This is a genomic window from Microcoleus sp. S13_C5 (assembly GCF_036700845.1).
Lineage (GTDB): Bacteria > Cyanobacteriota > Cyanobacteriia > Cyanobacteriales > Microcoleaceae > Microcoleus.
In genome coordinates this window covers 1-17311 of sequence record NZ_JAUBPR010000128.1, presented here as the reverse complement: position 1 = coordinate 17311, position 17311 = coordinate 1, and the positions used below count along the sequence as shown (strand labels likewise).

The following is a 17311-nucleotide window of genomic DNA, read 5'->3' as shown; positions in this document are numbered from 1 at the left end:
GGCAATCGTTTGGGAGTTTTGTGTTTCCGAATCTATCTTCCTTTCCTTCTGCTTGAATATCTGCGGAATGTGGGTTGGAACATTTGTCGCACCCAAAAATCAATCACCCACGAGTTTTAGCAGTGGGCGGCTTAATTATAGCTTTCGTACTGACATTTTTTGTCATAGGAGAGTCTCTGCCCGTCCCTATTTCACCGGCAGCGGTTGCTTTGTTGGGGGCTGCTTTGGCAATGCTTTTAGCTCACCATTCCCAAATTGATTCTGTTAATAATATTTTGCGGGATTTAGATTGGAGTACACTGCTATTTTTTATGTCTATCTTTGTGCTGATTGGCGGTTTGGAAAAAACTGGAGTTATCGGCAATATATCTGGAATATTAGCAGTGATTTTAGGTAAAAATATTTTTCTGGGTTCTTTAGTTTTGTTATTTTTTGTGGGTTTGATGTCGAGCGTGGTGCCAAATATTCCGTTGGTAGTGGCGATGGTGCCACTGCTAAAACAGTATGTTGTCAATATCGGGCTCGCACCGACAGAGGTGCTGGCTCCCGATTTTGCAGGGCAGTTTCCACCTGCTGTGCTGCCACTGTTTTATGCGATGATGTACGGAGCAACTTTAGGCGGAAACGGCACTTTGGTAGGAGCTTCTTCTAATATAGTGGCGGCGGGAATTTCTGAACTGCACGGGCGCCGGATTTCTTTTCAAACTTTTCTGCGTTACGGGCTGCCTGTGATGGCGGTTCAATTGGTGGCTGCGGCTGTTTATGTAACTATTCGGTTTCTGATTTGAAGAAGTAATTAGTCATTAGTTGGCAGTCAACAGTCAACAGTCAACAGTTAACAGTCAACAGTCAACAGTCAACAGTTAACAGTAATCTAAACTCCATCCAATTCTAAGGGAAAAATTACAGTGAAGGAGGAGCCAACTCCTACTTGAGAAACTAATTCGATTTTACCTTGCAAGAGCTTGACTAATCGAGCGACAATTGCTAGCCCTAAGCCGGTACTGTCAGGAATGCCAGAGATCAGGGAGTTGTCGGCTCGAAAATAGGGTTGAAAAATCCGCTCGCAGTCTTCAGGAGCAATGCCAATTCCTGTATCTGAGACAGTTACTGTCCAATATTTATCTGGCAAAAGTTCGCTTTTTATTGTAATAGTACCGGCTGTAGTGTAGCGAATGGCGTTGCTGGTTAAGTTTGTGATGATTTGCTGCAAGCGCAAGCAATCTGTCACCACTTTATCGTCTGAGAGATGGCACTCAACAGCTATCTCTAAACCTTTTGCTTTCGCTAAAGGCTCGATTATTTCAACAACATTGTTGAGTACCTCTGGCAGGCTGATTGCAGCTAGCTGTAACTTTATTTGTCCGGATTCGTACCGCGAAATTTCCAGAGTATCGTTGATCAATCTCAGCAACAGTCGGCCGCTGTTGAGAACTCTATCAATATGTCCTATATTGGGAACAGAACCTTTAATTTCTGAATAGTTTTGTTGCTGGCGCAAAAACAAATCTGAGTAGCCGATAATAGAGGTGAGGGGAGTTTTTAATTCGTGAGCTAAGTGAGATAAGTTCTCTTGATTGGCGCGAACTAAGCGAGTCAGTTCTTGATTTGTAAGTTGCAATTGGTTTTGCAAATCCTTTAGTTCTTGGAATCTTTCCTGGGTAAAGGTTTGGAAACATTTAGCAATTACTTCGTCGAGCGCCGTGTCAATTAAGCGGTAAGCTCTGCTGACTTCTCTGGCAGAGGCTTTGAACAATTCTGGCTCTAAAGCATCGAAAATTACCCAGCGCAGCAAGCGGTATTCCCGCGCAATTTCTTCGGCGTCGTAGCCTTGTTTTGCCCTGAGAGTTCCGTGTTCTAAACTTTTTTCTACGAGTGTGCGAATGTCGCTCTCTTGGGATTGGGAAAGCATGGTTACGATCGCTTGCAGTACCATTGGAACGCTGTCGCGCACGCCATTGTAGGTGAGTTCCTTAGCGGTTTCAAGTTGGTCGTCGGAGCGTACAGCTTCGATCCAGTTTTGTATAATTATGTCAATTCGATCTTGCAGCGCGAGGCTAAAGTCTCTCATGGCTCAAGTAGAGAAATAAGTGGGCGATCGCATTTTATCTCTCTAGGTTAGTTTAATAATTAATTTTTTGAATTGTTTGTCAACTTTTGGGCTTTGCCGATCGCCAATAGCTACTCCTAAAGACCTATTGACAAAACTATAAGCTCGTGATTATTTAAGTGAAATTGGCTTAAAAAGTCAAGCCTAATCAAGCACCGCGCAATCAAACCAAGCGTGTGGCTAGAGCGGAGGCACCAATTTTCGGGGCTAATTTCTACAAAATTAAAAAGCAAAGTTAAAAATTGCCAAGTTTGAGTGAGTGTAATTTTTAACCATTAATTATGTAGAGAAAGACATCTCTCAGTCCTAGCCCGTCAGCTAACTTCGCAGGCATTGAGAAGAGACTGAAAAGCCAAATTGCTGAAAAACATTGTTTGGCTTCGTCAGTGTCTCAGGTTGGTATTGTTCAAGATTCTTGTACCTGCCCTGACTTTGAAGGAGTTTAAAATTTTCATACAGCTTAATTTATCTGCGATCGCACTTGCAGGAGTTGCAGCGTGTAAGCGGGTAAAACCCGTTGTCATCCGAGATGCAGTTTTGTTGCCGACGGCGGGAATTTCCGAGCAGCACGGGCGCCGGATTTCTTTTCAAACTTTTCTGCGTTACGGGCTGCCTGTGATGGCGGTGCAATTAATAACTGCGGCTATTTATGTAACTCTTCTGTTTCTGATTTGAAGAAGTCATTAGTCATTAGTTGGCAGTCAACAGTCAACAGTCAACAGTCAACAGTCAACAGTCAACAGTCAACAGTTAACAGTAATCTAAACTCCATCCAATTCTAAGGGGAAAATTACAGTGAAGGAAGTGCCAACTCCTACTTCAGAAACTAATTCGATTTTACCTTGCAAGAGGTTGACTAATCGAGCGACAATTGCTAGCCCTAAGCCGGTACTGTCAGGAATCACAGAACCCAGGGAGTTGTTGGCCCGAAAAAATGGCTGAAAAATCTGATCGCAGTCTTCTGAAGCAATGCCAATGCCTGTATCGGTGATGCAGATACTCCAATGTTGGTCTGGCAATAATTCGGTTTTTATGGTAATAGTACCAGCTTGGGTGTAGCGAATGGCGTTGCTCACCAAGTTGGTGATAATTTGCTGCAAGCGCAAGTAATCTGTCATAACTTGATCGAGAACCGGATCGCATTCAAGGGCGATCTCTAAATTTTTTGCTTTGGCCAAAGGCTCGATTATTTCGACAACAGTGCCGATCGCCGATCGCAGATTTGTGGCACTTAGCTGCAATTTTATGCGTCCCGTGTCGTACCGCGAGATTTCGAGAGTATCGTTAATTAATCTAAGTAATAGTCTGCCGTTGTTGAGGACTTTATCAATATGTGCCAAATTCGGAGCCGAATCTTTAACTCTAGGATTGTTTATTTGGCGCAAAAACAATTGTGAGTAGCCAATAATAGAGGTGAGGGGGGTTTTCAATTCGTGAGCTAAGTGAGATATATTCTCTTGACTGGCGCGAAGTAAGCGAGTCAGCTCTTGATTTGTAAGTTGCAATTGGTTTTGCAACTCCTGTAGTTCTTGGAATCTTGCCTGGGTATAGGTTTGGAAACAGTCAGCAATTGCTTCGTCGAGGGCACTGTCAATTAAGCGATAAGCTCGGTTAACTTCAGCGCCTGAGCCTTTTAGAAATTCTGGCTCTAAAGCATCGAAAATTACGCTCCGCAGCAAGCGGTATTCCCGCGCAATTTCTTGGGCATCGTAGCCTTGTTGTGCCCTGACAGTCCCGTGGTCTAAACTTTCTTGTATGACTGCCCGAAAGTCGCTTTCTTCTGATTCGGACAGCATAGTTACGATCGCTTGCAGTACGATGGGAAGGCTGTCGCGCACGGAATCGTAGGTGAGTTGCTTAGCGGTGTCGATTTCCTCGTCGCCCCGAACAGCTTCGATCCAGTTTTCGATAATTATGTCAATTTGATCTTGTAACGCTTGGCTAAAATCTATCATTGCTTTTATATAAATCAAGTAAGAGATCGTATTTTATATCTCTAGATTACTTTAATAATTAACTTTTTGAATTTTCTCTCAACTTTTGGGATCGGCCGATCACAAATAGCTACTCCTAAAGACATATTGACAATATAATAATCTAGTGCTACCTTATGTTAAATTGGCTTAAAAAGTCAAGCCTAATCCAGCACTGCGCGATCAAACCAAGCGTCTGGCTGGAGCGGAGGAACCAATTTTCGGGGCGAATCTCTAGAGAATTAAAAAGCAAAGTTAAAAAGTACCAAATTTGAGTGTAATTTTTGATTTTGAAATCTTTAGAGAAGGACATCTCTCAGTCCTAGCCCGTCAGCTAACTTCGCAGGCATTGAGAAGAGACTGAAAAGCCAACTTTCTGAACAAGATAGTTTGGCTTCGTCAGTGTCTCAGGTTGGTATTGTTCAAGATTCTTGTACCTGCCCTGACTCTGAAGGAGTTTGAAATGTTCATACAGCTTAATTTATCTGCGATCGCAGTTGCAGGAGTTGCAGCGTGGAAGCGGGTCAAACCCGTTGTCATCCGAGATGCTGTTTTGTTACCTGCTGCGGGTTTTTTGGGAATTCTTGGTCTGTGGTGGATTGTTGCCAGCTTCAAAAGCGATTTGATTCCCACTCCCTATCAGGCGTTAGTCGCTAATTTAGATTACATATTGCATCCATTTTACCAGCGCGGGCCTGGAGATTTAGGCATTGGCTGGCTGCTGCTAGCGAGTTTGCGTAGGGTGTTGGTGGGATTTTTTCTGGGTGCAGCAGTTGCGATTCCCGTGGGATTTCTCATCGGGATGTCGAAACCAGCAATGATGGCGCTCAATCCGCTGATTCAAATCTTCAAACCAGTGTCGCCGCTAGCTTGGCTGCCCATAGCTCTATCAATTTTTAATTTAGCAGATCCGTCGGCAATTTTTGTCATATTCATTACGTCTTTGTGGCCGACAATTATTAACACAGCGTTGGGAGTTTCTAGCGTTTCCAAGGATTATCTGGATGTGGCGCGAGTGTTGGAAATGCCGCGCTGGAGGCGGATTACTAAGATAATTTGGCCTGCAAGTTTGCCATACATTTTTACAGGTTTGCGGATTAGTTTGGGGATCGCTTGGCTGGTGATTGTGGCGGTGGAAATGCTGACAGGCGGTGTGGGAATTGGCTTTTTTGTGTGGGATGAGTGGAGCCGTTTGAATCTGAGTTCGGTCTTTTTAGCGGTGTTTGTAATTGGCATAACTGGATTGTTGCTCGACGCTGCTGTTGACAAAATTCAGGAATTGGTAACGCACCGCTCGGTCATTAATCATTAGTCCGTTTGCAGTTTGCAGTTGTTAGGAAAGCAGTTGTCAGTTGTCAACAGTTAACAGTCAACAGTCAACAGTCAACAGTTAACAGTCATTAATCAAATTAAATATGAGTGACAAGTTTTCCAATGAATGGAAGCGCCGCGAGTTTTTGCAAGGAATGGGCTCGGCGGCGGCGGGAATGGCTTTATCTAGTTGTGGAATTAGCGCGGATCGATCAGCAAAAGGACTCACAGAAGACGCCTTAGCCGTAAAGCCGGTTGTCGATTCCCGAACCTTAGAAAAACCAAATTTAACCGTAGGATACGTGCCGGTTAACGATTGTGCGCCATTTGCGATCGCCTGGAAAAAAGGCTTTTTCCGCAAATACGGTTTAAACGTCCAACTCAACCGCGAAGCAAGCTGGGCAACCTCCCGCGACGGCGTAATCTTCGGCCGCCTCGACGCCTCCCCAGTCGTATCCGGCGCAGTCACAAACGCCCGAATTGGCGCCGAAGGAGCGCGCCACGCACCCCTGTGCGCGGCAATGACAATTCACCGCCACGGCAACGCCATGACGATGAACAAAGCTATGTGGGATTTCGGTTTGCGCCCCTGGCACGAATACAACGGCAATTTAGAAGAATTTGGCAAACAATTTCGAGCCTTTTTTGACAGTCAGCCGCCGGAAAAAAGAGTTTGGGCAGTTGTTCTGAGTTCTGCGATTTACGAATACTTTGTCCGCTACATATCGGCGGCTGCGGGTGTCAATCCGTTCAAAGAATTTCGGGTAATTATTGTGCCGCCGCCGCAGATGGTAACTAATATCAGGATTGGCGCCATGCAGGCTTACATGGTGGCCGAACCTTGGAATACGCGGGCAATTCAAGGGAATTTGGGAGTGGGTTTTACCTTCGTGCAAGGCAAGGAAGTTTGGCTGGGACATCCCGATCGCCTTTTGGGAGTAATGGAATCATTCATTGAGGAAAATCCGAAGACTTATTACTCGCTGGTTAAGGCAATGGTGGAAGCTTGTCAGTATTGCAGCAAGCCGGAAAATCGCAGTGAAATATCGGCGCTGCTGACTGAGCGATCGTTTACGGGGGCGAAACCGAAAAAAGGGGCGATCGACAAATTTACGCGACCGGCAATAGTTGGCGACTACAACTATGGAGGGTTTGACGAAAAAGACCGCACCATACAATCGGAAGATGCAACTATTTTCTATGACATTCCTAAGAATTTGCCTCAAATACCCGGGAATCATTCAACATTTATGTGGCAGTCTCACAGTCTCTGGTTGATGACTCAAGCCGCTCGCTGGGGACAGATTAAAGAAGTGCCAAAAAATGCTGAGGAATTAGCTAAAAAAGCTTGGAGAACCGACCTTTACCGCAAGATTGTTGCCGAAATGGGCATCGATTGTCCCCAGGAGGATTACCAAGTGGAACCTGCGGAACTTTTCATTGATAAAAAGGCATTTGATCCGAGCGATCCGGTGGGCTATGTGAATAGTTTTGAAATTCGAGCAAACCGCCCTCAGTCTTTTTTTCAGTCTTAATCTTTGAGATTTTGCGCTTTTCCTAATGTCCCGCCAGGGAATTTATTCCCTGGCTAATAGCTAAAGTCGGTTGAAACCGACTGCCCAATTTTAGGATTTAGGCAATAGCCAAAAAAGTTAATTAACACTTTACTACTTTTTAGGAGAATACCGTGAGTCAATACACCTCTACTTCTACGAGTACCAAAAATTTCGTCAAGAGCGATCGTCTATTTCTGGAAATAGACAATTTGTTCAAGTCTTACAAAAATGGTGACGGTACAGAATTTAGCGTCTTGGAAAATATCAATTTAAGTATTGGAGAAAACGAATTTATTTCGGTAATCGGTCACTCTGGCTGTGGCAAATCAACGCTGCTAAAAATAGTGGCTGGTTTGGAAAAACAGAGCGGGGGAATGGTGACACTGGAAGGAAAAGAAATTCGCAAACCGGGAGCCGATCGCATGATGGTATTTCAGCACTACGGATTGCTGCCTTGGCTGACGGTGCGGGAAAATATTCGGCTGGCAGTTGATGAAGTTTTGCAAAGTCTTAGCCGTCCCGAGAAGATTAGTCTTGTCAACGAACACCTAGCAATGGTAAACTTAACGGCAGCAGCCGATAAATATCCAGACAAAATTTCAGGGGGCATGAAACAGCGGGTTGGGATTGCACGAGCTTTGGCGATTCGACCGAAAATGTTATTAATGGACGAACCGTTTGGAGCGCTGGATGCTCTGACTCGCGGCAAGTTGCAGAAACAGGTGCTGGATATCTGGGAAAATCACAGACAAGCTGCAATGATGATTACTCACGATGTGGATGAAGCTATATATATGTCCGATCGCATTGTGCTGATGACCAACGGCCCGGCTGCGACGATAGGTGAAATTTTGTCAGTGCCGTTTGCGCGCCCGCGCGATCGCCACGAGTTGCGGGAATCCCAGGAGTATTACGAACTCCGCAACTATGCTTTGAATTTTCTCGATCGCTACTTTACCCAAGACGAATAACGCCCGACGGACAGACCAAACAATTCACTTAAGAGAGGTCAAGCCTGTGAAGCTCAAAACAATGTTAGCGCGTTTTGAAAGTGCCTTGGGATACCAAAATTTAGCAGAAGAAATGGTGTTGCTGCCGGAGCCAAAAGTACCGATTTCTAAGAAATCAAAATCTCCTAAACAGGCAAAAACAATCAATTTTATTGTCGGTTACAACAGTTCTCCCCAAAGTCAAATAGCTCTGGATATTACCCTTTGGATGGCGCATCAAACTCGTTTAGTAACAACTAAGGAAGTCACGGTTCAAGTCGTCTACGTGATCGACGAATCGTCAAAAAGTTACCGCGAAGATACTTGCCAAGTTGCTGTAGCAAATGCCTTGGCTGCACATCAGAAAGTCTCTGATTTAGAGGAAACATTCGCCCTTAATTGTGCAGCCCCTGCGCTCGCTTTACCAACCGAAATCCCATCGGTATCCCAGCAAAAAAATTGGATAGAGCCTCATTATTTACAAGCAATTTATGGTCAAAATAATGAGTACGAGGTAGCAGATAAATTGCTGTGGCAAGCGCGCTGTTTGGCTGAGGAGTGGCGCGGTTTATTCAAAGCTCATTTACGCATCGGGCGGGTTGCTACAGAACTGAGAAAGGTGGTTGAATTAGAATCAGCAAATTTACTGTTTTTGGGCTGCGATTCGGCCAACCACTCGCTGGTTAGGGAACTAGGCAATAATTTTCCCTGCTGCGTACTCGGGATTCCTTCGGCACTCAGCTATCAGATGGATGTTCAGCCTGAAGAAAGTTTGAGCAAGTTACAGTTGGCGACAACTATACTTGCACGTTAAACTTGTTCACTGGTTGGGCCAGAATCTAATTATGCAAGGTGCAGCACACCCTACGACTATAATTCGCGCGCCCAACCTTTTTTTGCGTAAGTTGTATATCGATCAAAAAATAACAATAGTTTCCTCCCCCAAAGCCCCAATTACGATACAATTGGGACTTTTTTTTGATTATTTAGATGTTTAAAATTACTCTTCAAGAAAATTATCGTCACTTATCTGATCATAGACAGTTCGTTAACTAATTTTATCCTTCCCCGGCACACAGAGCGCAGCAGCCGATCGATCGAGCGTTTGTCTTCCTCAGTCAAATTTTCGTCGAAAATAGCAGCCATCAAACCGTACCTATCGGCTAGAGTAATGTAGCCATTTTGATTCACTTCGGCAAACAGCTCGCCCAAAGCAGATGGAATCAGGTGGACAGGAGTTTGCATAGTAATTGACTCTCTACTCGACGATCGCGCGATCGAGCGTTTCTGCATTAACAAAAGGCGATCGCACTATAAAAATTTATAGCTGTATTCCCTTTAAAGGTGTGACAATAAACAGCAAAATTTGTGAAGTAAATCACATTTAAAATTTGCGAATTATGATAGAGCTTGCAGGTGCCTTTTAGGGAAGACCGAGCAACTGCAAGCTTTATCTTTTCTAAAGATTGTAAATCGCAACTTCCTCCACAGGTTCAGCTAACTCAAACTTAAACACCCGCGAATAGAAATAGAATTCGCCGTCCAGAGTTCTTTTAATATTTTCAGCGCGGCGAAAACCGTGCTGTTCCCCTTCATAAGCAACATAAGCAACCGGCAAACCTTTAGCTTTCAATATCTCTACCATCATTTCCGCTTGATTGGGCGGAACCACTTTATCTTCTAATCCTTGAAAGAAGATAACGGGACAAGATAAACGTTCGGCGGAATGAATCGGCGAACGAGCTACATACAAATCTTTTCTTTCAGGATAAGGCCCAATCAATCCATCCAGATAGCGCGCTTCAAACTTGTGAGTATCCGTTGCCAAAGCTTCCAAATCGCTAACTCCATAATAGCTCGCACCGGCCTTAAACACATCGCGGAAAGTAAGAGCGCACAGAGTAGTGTACCCCCCTGCGCTGCCTCCGGCGATCGCCATTCTTTCGCCATCAACTAAACCTTTTTGAGCTAAATATTTAGCACCGTTAGCGCAGTCGTCAACATCGACAATCCCCCAACTATCTTGCAGTCTTTTTCTGTATTCTCGACCGTAACCAGTGCTGCCGCCGTAATTAACATCGAGTACGGCAAAACCGCGACTCGTCCAATATTGAATTTTCAAATTCATGCTGCTAGAAGTAGCAGCAGTTGGGCCGCCGTGACTTTTGACGACAAGCGGCGGTTTTTCACCGGCAGGTGCTGCGAAATCTTGATTTTTCGGGGGATAGAAGAAACCGAAAGCAGTCAAATTGTTTTCCGTGGGGAATTCGATAGGTTCCGGTTCAGAAAGATAACCAGAATTGATGCTTAAATTGCTCGATTTCCGCAAGATTTCTAGTTGCCTTGTTGCTAAATCGAGTTGTACAATAGCAGTAGATTCAGTCGGCGAATCGGCCAGAAAAACAACAGTTTCTCCCCGCCCTTTGAGCGAAGAAATATCAGTGTAAGGCGTTTCAATTGTTGTCAACTGCTTAGTCGTTAAATCAAGACTCGCTAAATACCACAGGCCTTGCTGAGTGTAGGTGCAAATAATTTTGCTTTCCGAGACAACGGCATAAGTAGACATTCCAAAAACCCACTGGGGGAGTCCGAATTCAGCCGCCATTTCGCACAAGCTGGTTTCTATCTCTGCTTCCCCCCTTACCAAGGAGGGATTGAGGGGGGTTCTAGATTGCCAGCGGTAAAAATTCCACCAGTTCGACTTGTCAGAAACAAAATACAAAACTCCATCGGGCGACCATTCCGGTTGAAAAATCGACTCCTCAACCCCGCCAGCAACTAAGTATTTTTCACCTAAAGAACCGTCAGCCTTAATTTCTGCCACCCACAATTCTGTGCCATCCCACGGCATATTTGGATGGTTCCAACAAATCCAGGAAAGTAGAGAACCATCTGGACTTAAACGAGGGGAAGCATAAAAATCATTGCCCTGAGTTAAGATTTGAATATCTTCGCCGTTATCTAAATTAATGCTAACAATAGTATTGACAGGTTCGCCCTCACCTGCATGGTCTTCGCGCACGCAAATCAGGCGATTTCGTTGCTTGTCAACTATCGCATCTGCATAGCGAGAATTAACAGCAGGTGTCAGAGGTTCGGGTTGAGAATCTAATGTTTGAACATAAATACGTTGGTCAGCAAAATGAGAAAAATAGACAACACCGCCAGCAACTGCAAAAGCAGCGCCGCCGTATTCGTTAACGCGAGTGCGAACATTAAAAGGATGCGGTGTTACGTCGTCGATTGTACCGTCAGGAGTGCGCCGCACGAGGACGCTTCTTCCCGCTTCCGAAGGCCTTCCCTCAACCCAGTAAATATCATCGCCGTCAATAGCAATTTGTCCGAGTCCGACAGTTCCAGAAACAATTAAATCGGAAGAAATAGGTGATTTCCAAGAGCCGTAAGGTGATACTGTATTCATATAGTTGAGGCAGTTGTGTTTCTCGCACAAAAAAATTAATATTTGTACTTTACACTAATTCAGCCACCGGGGAAGCAAAATGTCAAAAAAACTCGTACTCATGGATCACGACGGTGCAGTTGACGACTATCTCTCAGTCGTGTTGCTGATGACAATGGAGGAAGTCGAAACTCTGGGAGTAATTGTAACTCCTGCGGACTGCTACATTCAACCGGCCGTGAGTGCTACGCGCAAAATTCTCGATTTAATGGGGCGTTCAGAAGTTCCGGTGGCGGCGAGTACGGTGCGGGGACTCAACCCATTTCCGGTGTTATTTAGGCGAGATTCCTTTGCAGTCGATCGACTTCCCATTCTAAATGAAAAAGAAACCATTGACACGCCGTTAATATCAGAACCCGGACAAAACTTTATGGTGCGAGTTTTGCAAGATGCAGCCGCAGCAGTCACATTAATGGTAACGGGGCCGTTAACAACAGTAGCGCAAGCTTTAGATATCGCCCCAGAAATTGAAAGCAAAATTCAAGAAATTATCTGGATGAGAGGCGCCCTCAATGTTATCGGCAATGTTAGCAAAGATATGGAACCCGGACAAGATATGTCGGCGGAATGGAATGCTTACTGGGACCCGATAGCCATCGAGAGAATTTGGCAAACCCAAATTCCCGTTGTCATGTGTCCTTTAGATATCACGAATAATGTACCGCTGACAGTCGAATTTTCCAATCTTTTAGCAAGACAGCGCAAATATCCCATTTCCGACTTAGCAGGACAGTGTTATGCCCTCGCAATATCTCAAGATTACTATTTTTGGGACATTTTGGCAACCGCTTATTTAGCGCATCCCGAATTTTACCAACTGCGAGAATGGGAAACAGAAATTATTACCGAAGGCATCAGCCAAGGACGCACAAAAGTTAAAAGTGGAGGGCGAAAAATTCAAGCAATGGATAAAGTAGACACCGCCAAATTTTACAATTACATATTACAACAGTGGGCGAGGTAAAAATCACAATATCTGCTAGAAGTGGGCAAAATATCCGTACAAAACCCGCCCTAACGCGAATATTTACGTGTTCTTCTCTTCCCTCTCTTTGTCTGCGCCCTCTGCGCCCTCTGCGGTAAAAAAAAACTCATCTCAAAAATGCTGCCAATTCTATCAATTATCCCCTTAGCCCAAACCCCTCCCGCACCTCAAGAAATCCTCCAAATTCAAGAAGTGCGACCTCTCCCCGGACAGTTAGACAACATACCAGTATTTAACAGCAACAGCCCCGAATTAGTGCTGCAAGAAGGAATTTTGCTTTCGACATTTTCCCCGGATGGTAAAAGATTTCCGGCGGCACATTTAAACTTTCCGTTTCAAGGACGTTTCGACATATTTGCCCACCACATAGCCCGCGCACCTTCCCCGGAAGATTTGCGGACATTGTATCAAGGAGTAATTGTTTATAATCCGGGCAATACACCTGTAACATTAGATATATTGCAAGCTGCGAGTTATCTCAGTCAACCCGATGCACCTTTTATTGAATTGCCGCCGCAAGTCGATAATTCAAACAGTAATATTTACGCGGGGCCGGGAAGTCGCGCTGTGAATGATATTCTCAGAGGAAGGAGACAGTCTGACTTTGAGCCGCAGTTAATTATTCCACCGGGAAAAAGCCAACTGTTGATGAATCATCCGATACCCGTGCGGGGATTGGTACCGGCGCTAAACGGTCGATCGACCTTGATGCGGTTGCGGAGCGATGGTATAGTCTATGTTGCCAGTCTGGCGAGGTTTGCCCGAGTTGATGCACAGGGAAACGAGCGATCGCCCAACTTAGCAGAATGGCAAAACTTATTAGACAATGGTAATATAGTCGGGCCGCGCGATCGAACTCCCACACCGCCGGAAATCACCGAAGGTCAAGTAATTTACGGCCGAGTTGCTGGTGTAGCATTAGGTTCAGAATGGCGAGCACTTCTCTCAGACAACCAAGCCACCTCAAACCTAGCAATTCCCCAACCCGGAACAGCATTTTCCTACGCATTAAGCACCCTCCCGCGCGGAATGCTGGGCACAAATCAAGTGCAAAGTGCGAGGATGCTCGTCCGCTACCCAGATACAGCATACCGCGCCCACGGCAATTACGGAATTCAATACAATCTCAGCTTGCCGCTGTACAATTCTACCAGCAAAAATCAAACTGTAACTGTCGCGATTCAAACTCCTATTAAGACAGACAAATTAACTTCAGGAGGACTTAGTTTTTTAGAACCTCCGGCACCTCAAACTTTTTTTAGGGGGACGGTCAGAGTGCGTTATACTGATGACAATAAAGTGCCTCAAACTCGCTACGTGCATTTAGTCCAGCGGCGGGGACAGCAGGGGGAACCTTTGGTAAAACTAGAGATGAAATCGGGAGAAAAGCGACTTGTAGAAGTGGATTTTATTTATCCGCCCGATGCGTCGCCGCCACAAGTTTTGACAGTGAGAACAAATTTAATTTGATTTGAACTTGTTTAAGATTAGCAATTAACCGGGATTTCCCATCTGGATAATGTGTTTGAGAGCGTTTAATCACTCTCTTCTAAAAAGGTTTGTACTCGACCGTTTGGTCTCAAAACCACTCGAATTTTCGGTTTTTTTCCATTTGAAACGGCAGAAACAAACGGCTCGCCTACTAATGGCATATTAGTTTGATCGATATAATCTGCTGCTGCTTTTCCCATCGGCACAATACTTTGAATTGACCCATTTTCATCGATCAGCACGCTGTATTCCAAAGTTTGTTCCATTCCTTCTGGAGGCTTCCAGCGTTCCTCAAAGTAAGTTCTAGCTTCTGAAACTTGAGGAATTGTATCAAATAAAGTGCGGTTTTTTTTGCTCGCCGCAGCCTGGTTGTTGTCCTCGGACTCGGTGGATGGTTGAGCGTCCTCAAGAGCTGGGAGTTCGGTACTGGTGGGAGGGACAATCGGCTTGATGGGGCTGGGGAAGGGTTGCGGCGGGGGAACGGGAAATCGGGAAGCAGACAGGGAGGGCGGCAGGGGGGGCGGTACGGCGGGAGCTAGTCTCGGCGGTAGGGGGGGCAGCACGTAGGGTACTGGTGCGGGTGCTTGGGGGGCGGAAATGGGCGGTTCTTCGGGGGCGGGAATTGTGATTGTTTGCCCTTGAGGGAATGCTGGGGCGCTCTGTGGGGCGCTGGCTGCGCTGCCGTTGGCGGGAAATAGCAGGGGTGGCTGCTGGATGGGGCTGGGTTTGTTGGTGGCTGGAGTTGGGGCGAGGGCGATGGGAGGTAAGCTGGGGCTGGGGGAAGCCGCAGTGTTGATGGGCGGGGGCGGCAGCGGTGGTAAACCTGGTGTGGCTGCGGGTGTTGGTGCTGGGGGTGTCGGTAGGGCGGGAACTGGACTGGGGGAGACGCCGGCAGCTAGCTGGGGGTTTCCTGGAGCGGGGGCGGGATCGGGGGCTGTGGCGGTTTGCGGGGAGGTGGCGGGTCGCTCGAGCATTTTGATAGTTCCTGTCGTCAGGCCGGCGGTGGCGACCAGCAATGCTGCCACCTTGAGCCAGGGTGAGGACAGCGGTTGTCGGGACTCACGGTTGAGGTTAGGAAGCGCCATCACTTCGGCGGCGCAGTCATCTAGTGCTGTGGCCAAGTCAAATAGTTGCAGGGTGCTCAAGGGAACTACTGGCCCGGATTCTACGGCGCTCAAAGAGCCTAAAAACAAGTTGTGGGCCAGCAAGCCGCGGGGCTCTAAGCGGGGGGGAACAGGAAGGTAGGAGGTTGGGAGAGAGTAGGGGTTGGAGGTTGCTACTTCGGAAGTGTTGACGGCTCGATCAAATATGACGGCGTTACGCGCGACTTCTGGCGAGTCTGGACCAGCAGCGATACTGCCGATTTGAGAGTTGAGGTTGCTGTCCCAATCGCGGGATTCGCCGAGCAAGTTTTGGACGTAGTTGCTGACAGCTTCGTGGAGGGTTTCGAGTTGAATTCGATCGCCCCTGAGAGTAACGTGTTGGGTATCTGGCAGCCTGGGGTCGTCGAGTCGCAGCTCGAAACTTAAAGATTTAAACACCGGTTGGCCCGCCCAGCGAGATAGAGGCGAACTTTTGGCTGTAATTTCCAGCGTGCAAGTGGGGGGCGTGTACCGTTTGAGAACCATAGCAGAAAGTCTGTTGGCTGTTGACTGTTGACTGTTGACTGTTGGCTGTTGACTGTTGACTGTTGTTTAATTTTTAGCGCGATCTAGAAGTGCCAGCCAGAGGCGGCGGTGGCCGCCGGGACTGCTGTAAAATAGCAAATCGATCAGGAGTTTGAGGGCCAAATCAGTCAACTCTCGGGCCGATAAATTTTCTGCATCTTCCATGCGCGAGCCATAAGTGTTGCTGAACCTGTCAATATAATCTCCCAGCAAAGCGATGGTGTGAGGTTCGCGGTTTTGCTCTGCCATTTGTTCGAGCAAAGCAACAGCGCGGCGGATTAAAGCTTGGTGCTGTTTTGCCAAATGACAGCTTATCAAAACGAGCGATCGAGCTTCCTCCACATCTAGTTTTTTGCGCCCTCCGTGGCCTTTCCGTAGCGGGTTAGATTGGCGCAGCCGCCACAAAGCTACCCGATCGGCTACCATTGGCTCTAAATTCAGTTCGGCTGCTACCTTGAGCATCGCCTCTGAGCCAATTTCTGCCAGTGCTTCTAGGGCTAACAGCACTAAATCCAGTTGGGCTTTAATGTTGTCCAACTGGGTAGGTTCTGGTGCTTTTTGGGTCAATTCTTCCCAGTTGGGAGATGGGCCCGTTTCGTTTGTGGGAGCGGAGGGCTTTACGGTCGAGCGCATGGCTTCAGCACGGGAAATTAAGACAGGTTGAGGCTGGATATCAAACAGTATGCAGTGATGAAAGCTTTGCAGCCTGTGGGCAACAGCACATCTGTTAAGTTGTCTCCATAGCTCCTTGCTTTGATTCCGGCAATCCTAACTGCTGGACGGAGTTGCGGGTTATAAAGTTGCGGCTTCAAGTTCGATCGATCGCAATCCGCAAAACCCAGAGATTTTTACTTCTAACCATCCTACGCCGCAGAGTGACCGAAATCAAATCTGTGCTTTGAAACTATCGGGACTTATATTATCAATGCAAAGATCCTGCGCTCTCGAATGCTACTTATAGTCTGTCGCTACTTATAGTCTGTCAGATTATAGTTGTCATTGCTTCCTCTGGCGCCATCTATGGATATTACGGAGCAATTTGGTAAAAAAGTTAGACATTTCCGAAAGCTCAGAAATCTTTCCCAAGATCAGCTTGCAGAACTATCTGAATTACATCGCACCTATATTGGTTCAGTTGAACGAGGTGAAAGAAATATAACGCTACTTAATGCCAGCAAAATAGCCAAGGCATTATCCGTTAGTCTAGCTGAACTGGTAACTGCTGATGACTGAAAGAAGACTAGAGCAAATTTTAGCAAGATACCAAAACTCATTTACCGATAAAATTTATGCAGAAGAGAATGAAGAACACGATATTTTAATGGATGTCTTTGGTATTTCTCCAATAATAAAAAAAGAAAATAGGCAATATTGGGGACGTGAGTTAGGTATGTGTTGGCAATTGTTAGTTACTGAAACGTGTAAAACATATTGCAGTAGTTTCCAGCCAGCATTTAAAGTGGGAAGCGATGAGCCGTGCGATCTGATTGTTGATGGGTACGCAATAGATACAAAATATCGTATTGGCTCAGGAGACTCTGGAACACTAAAAAAGTTCAAATCTTATGGCCCACTACTTCGTACTTATAATTACGAACCCGTATTTTTAATACTTAGACAAGATAATTTGCCCGCAGCTATTACAGCGTGCCAAGTAGGGACTTGGAAAGTTTACACTGGGGAGGATTCGTTGGGAGCATGTCACTTCTGTAGTGAGTAATGATACTCATGCAGGTCTTCGCTGATTACCAATTAAGCCGTTCAAGTAA

The 17311-nt window shown here is 46.1% G+C and carries 16 protein-coding genes and 2 riboswitches; of the genes, 10 read left to right on the top strand and 6 right to left on the bottom strand.

Annotated features, from left to right (window positions below; all coding sequences use genetic code 11):
- Window positions 1–74: 74 nt before the first annotated feature.
- Entirely contained in the window at window positions 75–788 is a 714-nt protein-coding gene (locus QUA04_RS24375; protein WP_445242361.1) for an SLC13 family permease, read from the top strand.
- 86 nt (window positions 789–874) lie between these two features.
- Here QUA04_RS24375 and QUA04_RS24370 read toward each other — a convergent pair whose 3' ends face one another.
- Window positions 875–2071, bottom strand: coding sequence for a HAMP domain-containing sensor histidine kinase (locus QUA04_RS24370; protein WP_333261876.1), 1197 nt, complete (start codon window positions 2069–2071; stop codon window positions 875–877).
- A gap of 170 nt (window positions 2072–2241) precedes the next feature.
- Window positions 2242–2458: riboswitch (cyclic di-AMP (ydaO/yuaA leader) on the top strand.
- A 9-nt stretch (window positions 2459–2467) separates the two neighbouring features.
- On the opposite strand from QUA04_RS24370, the gene QUA04_RS24365 reads away from it, so the two are divergent.
- The gene (locus QUA04_RS24365) at window positions 2468–2785 is read left to right on the top strand and encodes a hypothetical protein (RefSeq protein ID WP_333261873.1); all 318 of its coding nucleotides are present in this window, start codon (window positions 2468–2470) and stop codon (window positions 2783–2785) included.
- An 86-nt stretch (window positions 2786–2871) separates the two neighbouring features.
- On the opposite strand, the gene QUA04_RS24360 is transcribed toward QUA04_RS24365, so the two are convergent.
- Entirely contained in the window at window positions 2872–4065 is a 1194-nt protein-coding gene (locus tag QUA04_RS24360; protein ID WP_333261870.1) for a sensor histidine kinase, read from the bottom strand.
- A gap of 169 nt (window positions 4066–4234) precedes the next feature.
- A riboswitch (cyclic di-AMP (ydaO/yuaA leader) is annotated at window positions 4235–4447 on the top strand.
- Between the two features lie 99 nt (window positions 4448–4546).
- Here QUA04_RS24360 and ntrB point away from each other — a divergent pair.
- From ntrB to QUA04_RS24340, 4 genes are all read left to right on the top strand, one after another.
- Window positions 4547–5395: a nitrate ABC transporter permease gene (ntrB, locus tag QUA04_RS24355; protein ID WP_333261866.1), complete on the top strand. Its 849-nt coding sequence runs from the start codon at window positions 4547–4549 to the stop codon at window positions 5393–5395.
- 103 nt (window positions 5396–5498) lie between these two features.
- Complete coding sequence (locus QUA04_RS24350) at window positions 5499–6929, top strand: ABC transporter substrate-binding protein (RefSeq protein WP_333261863.1); 1431 nt, start codon at window positions 5499–5501, stop codon at window positions 6927–6929.
- Between the two features lie 152 nt (window positions 6930–7081).
- Window positions 7082–7921, top strand: coding sequence for a nitrate ABC transporter ATP-binding protein (locus QUA04_RS24345; RefSeq protein ID WP_333261860.1), 840 nt, complete (start codon window positions 7082–7084; stop codon window positions 7919–7921).
- Window positions 7922–7967: 46 nt separating this feature from the next.
- Window positions 7968–8753, top strand: a complete 786-nt coding sequence (locus QUA04_RS24340; RefSeq protein WP_333261857.1) for a universal stress protein — start codon at window positions 7968–7970, stop codon at window positions 8751–8753.
- Window positions 8754–8965: 212 nt separating this feature from the next.
- Here the strand turns inward: QUA04_RS24340 and QUA04_RS24335 are convergent, their stop codons facing one another.
- Both QUA04_RS24335 and QUA04_RS24330 read right to left on the bottom strand, forming a co-directional pair.
- Window positions 8966–9184 (bottom strand): hypothetical protein, encoded by a 219-nt coding sequence (locus tag QUA04_RS24335; protein WP_006632461.1) that lies wholly within the window; start codon window positions 9182–9184, stop codon window positions 8966–8968.
- Between the two features lie 214 nt (window positions 9185–9398).
- Window positions 9399–11360, bottom strand: a complete 1962-nt coding sequence (locus tag QUA04_RS24330) for a S9 family peptidase (protein ID WP_333261854.1) — start codon at window positions 11358–11360, stop codon at window positions 9399–9401.
- 79 nt (window positions 11361–11439) lie between these two features.
- Between QUA04_RS24330 and QUA04_RS24325 the strand changes: the two genes are divergently transcribed.
- The gene (locus QUA04_RS24325; RefSeq protein WP_333261852.1) at window positions 11440–12363 is read left to right on the top strand and encodes a nucleoside hydrolase; all 924 of its coding nucleotides are present in this window, start codon (window positions 11440–11442) and stop codon (window positions 12361–12363) included.
- 138 nt (window positions 12364–12501) lie between these two features.
- Complete coding sequence (locus tag QUA04_RS24320) at window positions 12502–13854, top strand: DUF3370 domain-containing protein (RefSeq protein WP_333261850.1); 1353 nt, start codon at window positions 12502–12504, stop codon at window positions 13852–13854.
- A 65-nt stretch (window positions 13855–13919) separates the two neighbouring features.
- Here QUA04_RS24320 and QUA04_RS24315 read toward each other — a convergent pair whose 3' ends face one another.
- Together QUA04_RS24315 and QUA04_RS24310 are read right to left on the bottom strand one after the other, a co-directional pair.
- Entirely contained in the window at window positions 13920–15503 is a 1584-nt protein-coding gene (locus QUA04_RS24315; protein ID WP_333261846.1) for a DUF4335 domain-containing protein, read from the bottom strand.
- Between the two features lie 66 nt (window positions 15504–15569).
- Window positions 15570–16175 carry a DUF3038 domain-containing protein gene (locus QUA04_RS24310; protein ID WP_333215091.1) on the bottom strand — a complete coding sequence of 202 codons (606 nt, stop codon included), beginning with the start codon at window positions 16173–16175 and terminating at the stop codon, window positions 15570–15572.
- Window positions 16176–16562: 387 nt separating this feature from the next.
- Between QUA04_RS24310 and QUA04_RS24305 the strand changes: the two genes are divergently transcribed.
- Window positions 16563–16775, top strand: a complete 213-nt coding sequence (locus QUA04_RS24305; protein WP_333044298.1) for a helix-turn-helix transcriptional regulator — start codon at window positions 16563–16565, stop codon at window positions 16773–16775.
- Complete coding sequence (locus QUA04_RS24300) at window positions 16768–17262, top strand: hypothetical protein (protein ID WP_333261840.1); 495 nt, start codon at window positions 16768–16770, stop codon at window positions 17260–17262. Before QUA04_RS24305 ends, QUA04_RS24300 begins: the two co-directional genes overlap by 8 nt.
- Window positions 17263–17311 lie beyond the last annotated feature (49 nt).

Excerpts from the sequence above, each read along its gene's own strand:
- QUA04_RS24320 (WP_333261850.1), top strand. The coding sequence starts at position 12,502 with ATGCTGCCAATTCTATCAATTATCCCCTTAGCCCAAACCCCTCCCGCA.
- QUA04_RS24300 (WP_333261840.1), top strand. The coding sequence starts at position 16,768 with ATGACTGAAAGAAGACTAGAGCAAATTTTAGCAAGATACCAAAACTCA.
- QUA04_RS24310 (WP_333215091.1), bottom strand. The coding sequence starts at position 16,175 with ATGCGCTCGACCGTAAAGCCCTCCGCTCCCACAAACGAAACGGGCCCA.
- QUA04_RS24330 (WP_333261854.1), bottom strand. The coding sequence starts at position 11,360 with ATGAATACAGTATCACCTTACGGCTCTTGGAAATCACCTATTTCTTCC.
- QUA04_RS24335 (WP_006632461.1), bottom strand. The coding sequence starts at position 9,184 with ATGCAAACTCCTGTCCACCTGATTCCATCTGCTTTGGGCGAGCTGTTT.
- QUA04_RS24370 (WP_333261876.1), bottom strand. The coding sequence starts at position 2,071 with ATGAGAGACTTTAGCCTCGCGCTGCAAGATCGAATTGACATAATTATA.
- QUA04_RS24350 (WP_333261863.1), top strand. The coding sequence starts at position 5,499 with ATGAGTGACAAGTTTTCCAATGAATGGAAGCGCCGCGAGTTTTTGCAA.
- QUA04_RS24305 (WP_333044298.1), top strand. The coding sequence starts at position 16,563 with ATGGATATTACGGAGCAATTTGGTAAAAAAGTTAGACATTTCCGAAAG.
- QUA04_RS24315 (WP_333261846.1), bottom strand. The coding sequence starts at position 15,503 with ATGGTTCTCAAACGGTACACGCCCCCCACTTGCACGCTGGAAATTACA.
- QUA04_RS24325 (WP_333261852.1), top strand. The coding sequence starts at position 11,440 with ATGTCAAAAAAACTCGTACTCATGGATCACGACGGTGCAGTTGACGAC.
- ntrB (WP_333261866.1), top strand. The coding sequence starts at position 4,547 with ATGTTCATACAGCTTAATTTATCTGCGATCGCAGTTGCAGGAGTTGCA.
- QUA04_RS24360 (WP_333261870.1), bottom strand. The coding sequence starts at position 4,065 with ATGATAGATTTTAGCCAAGCGTTACAAGATCAAATTGACATAATTATC.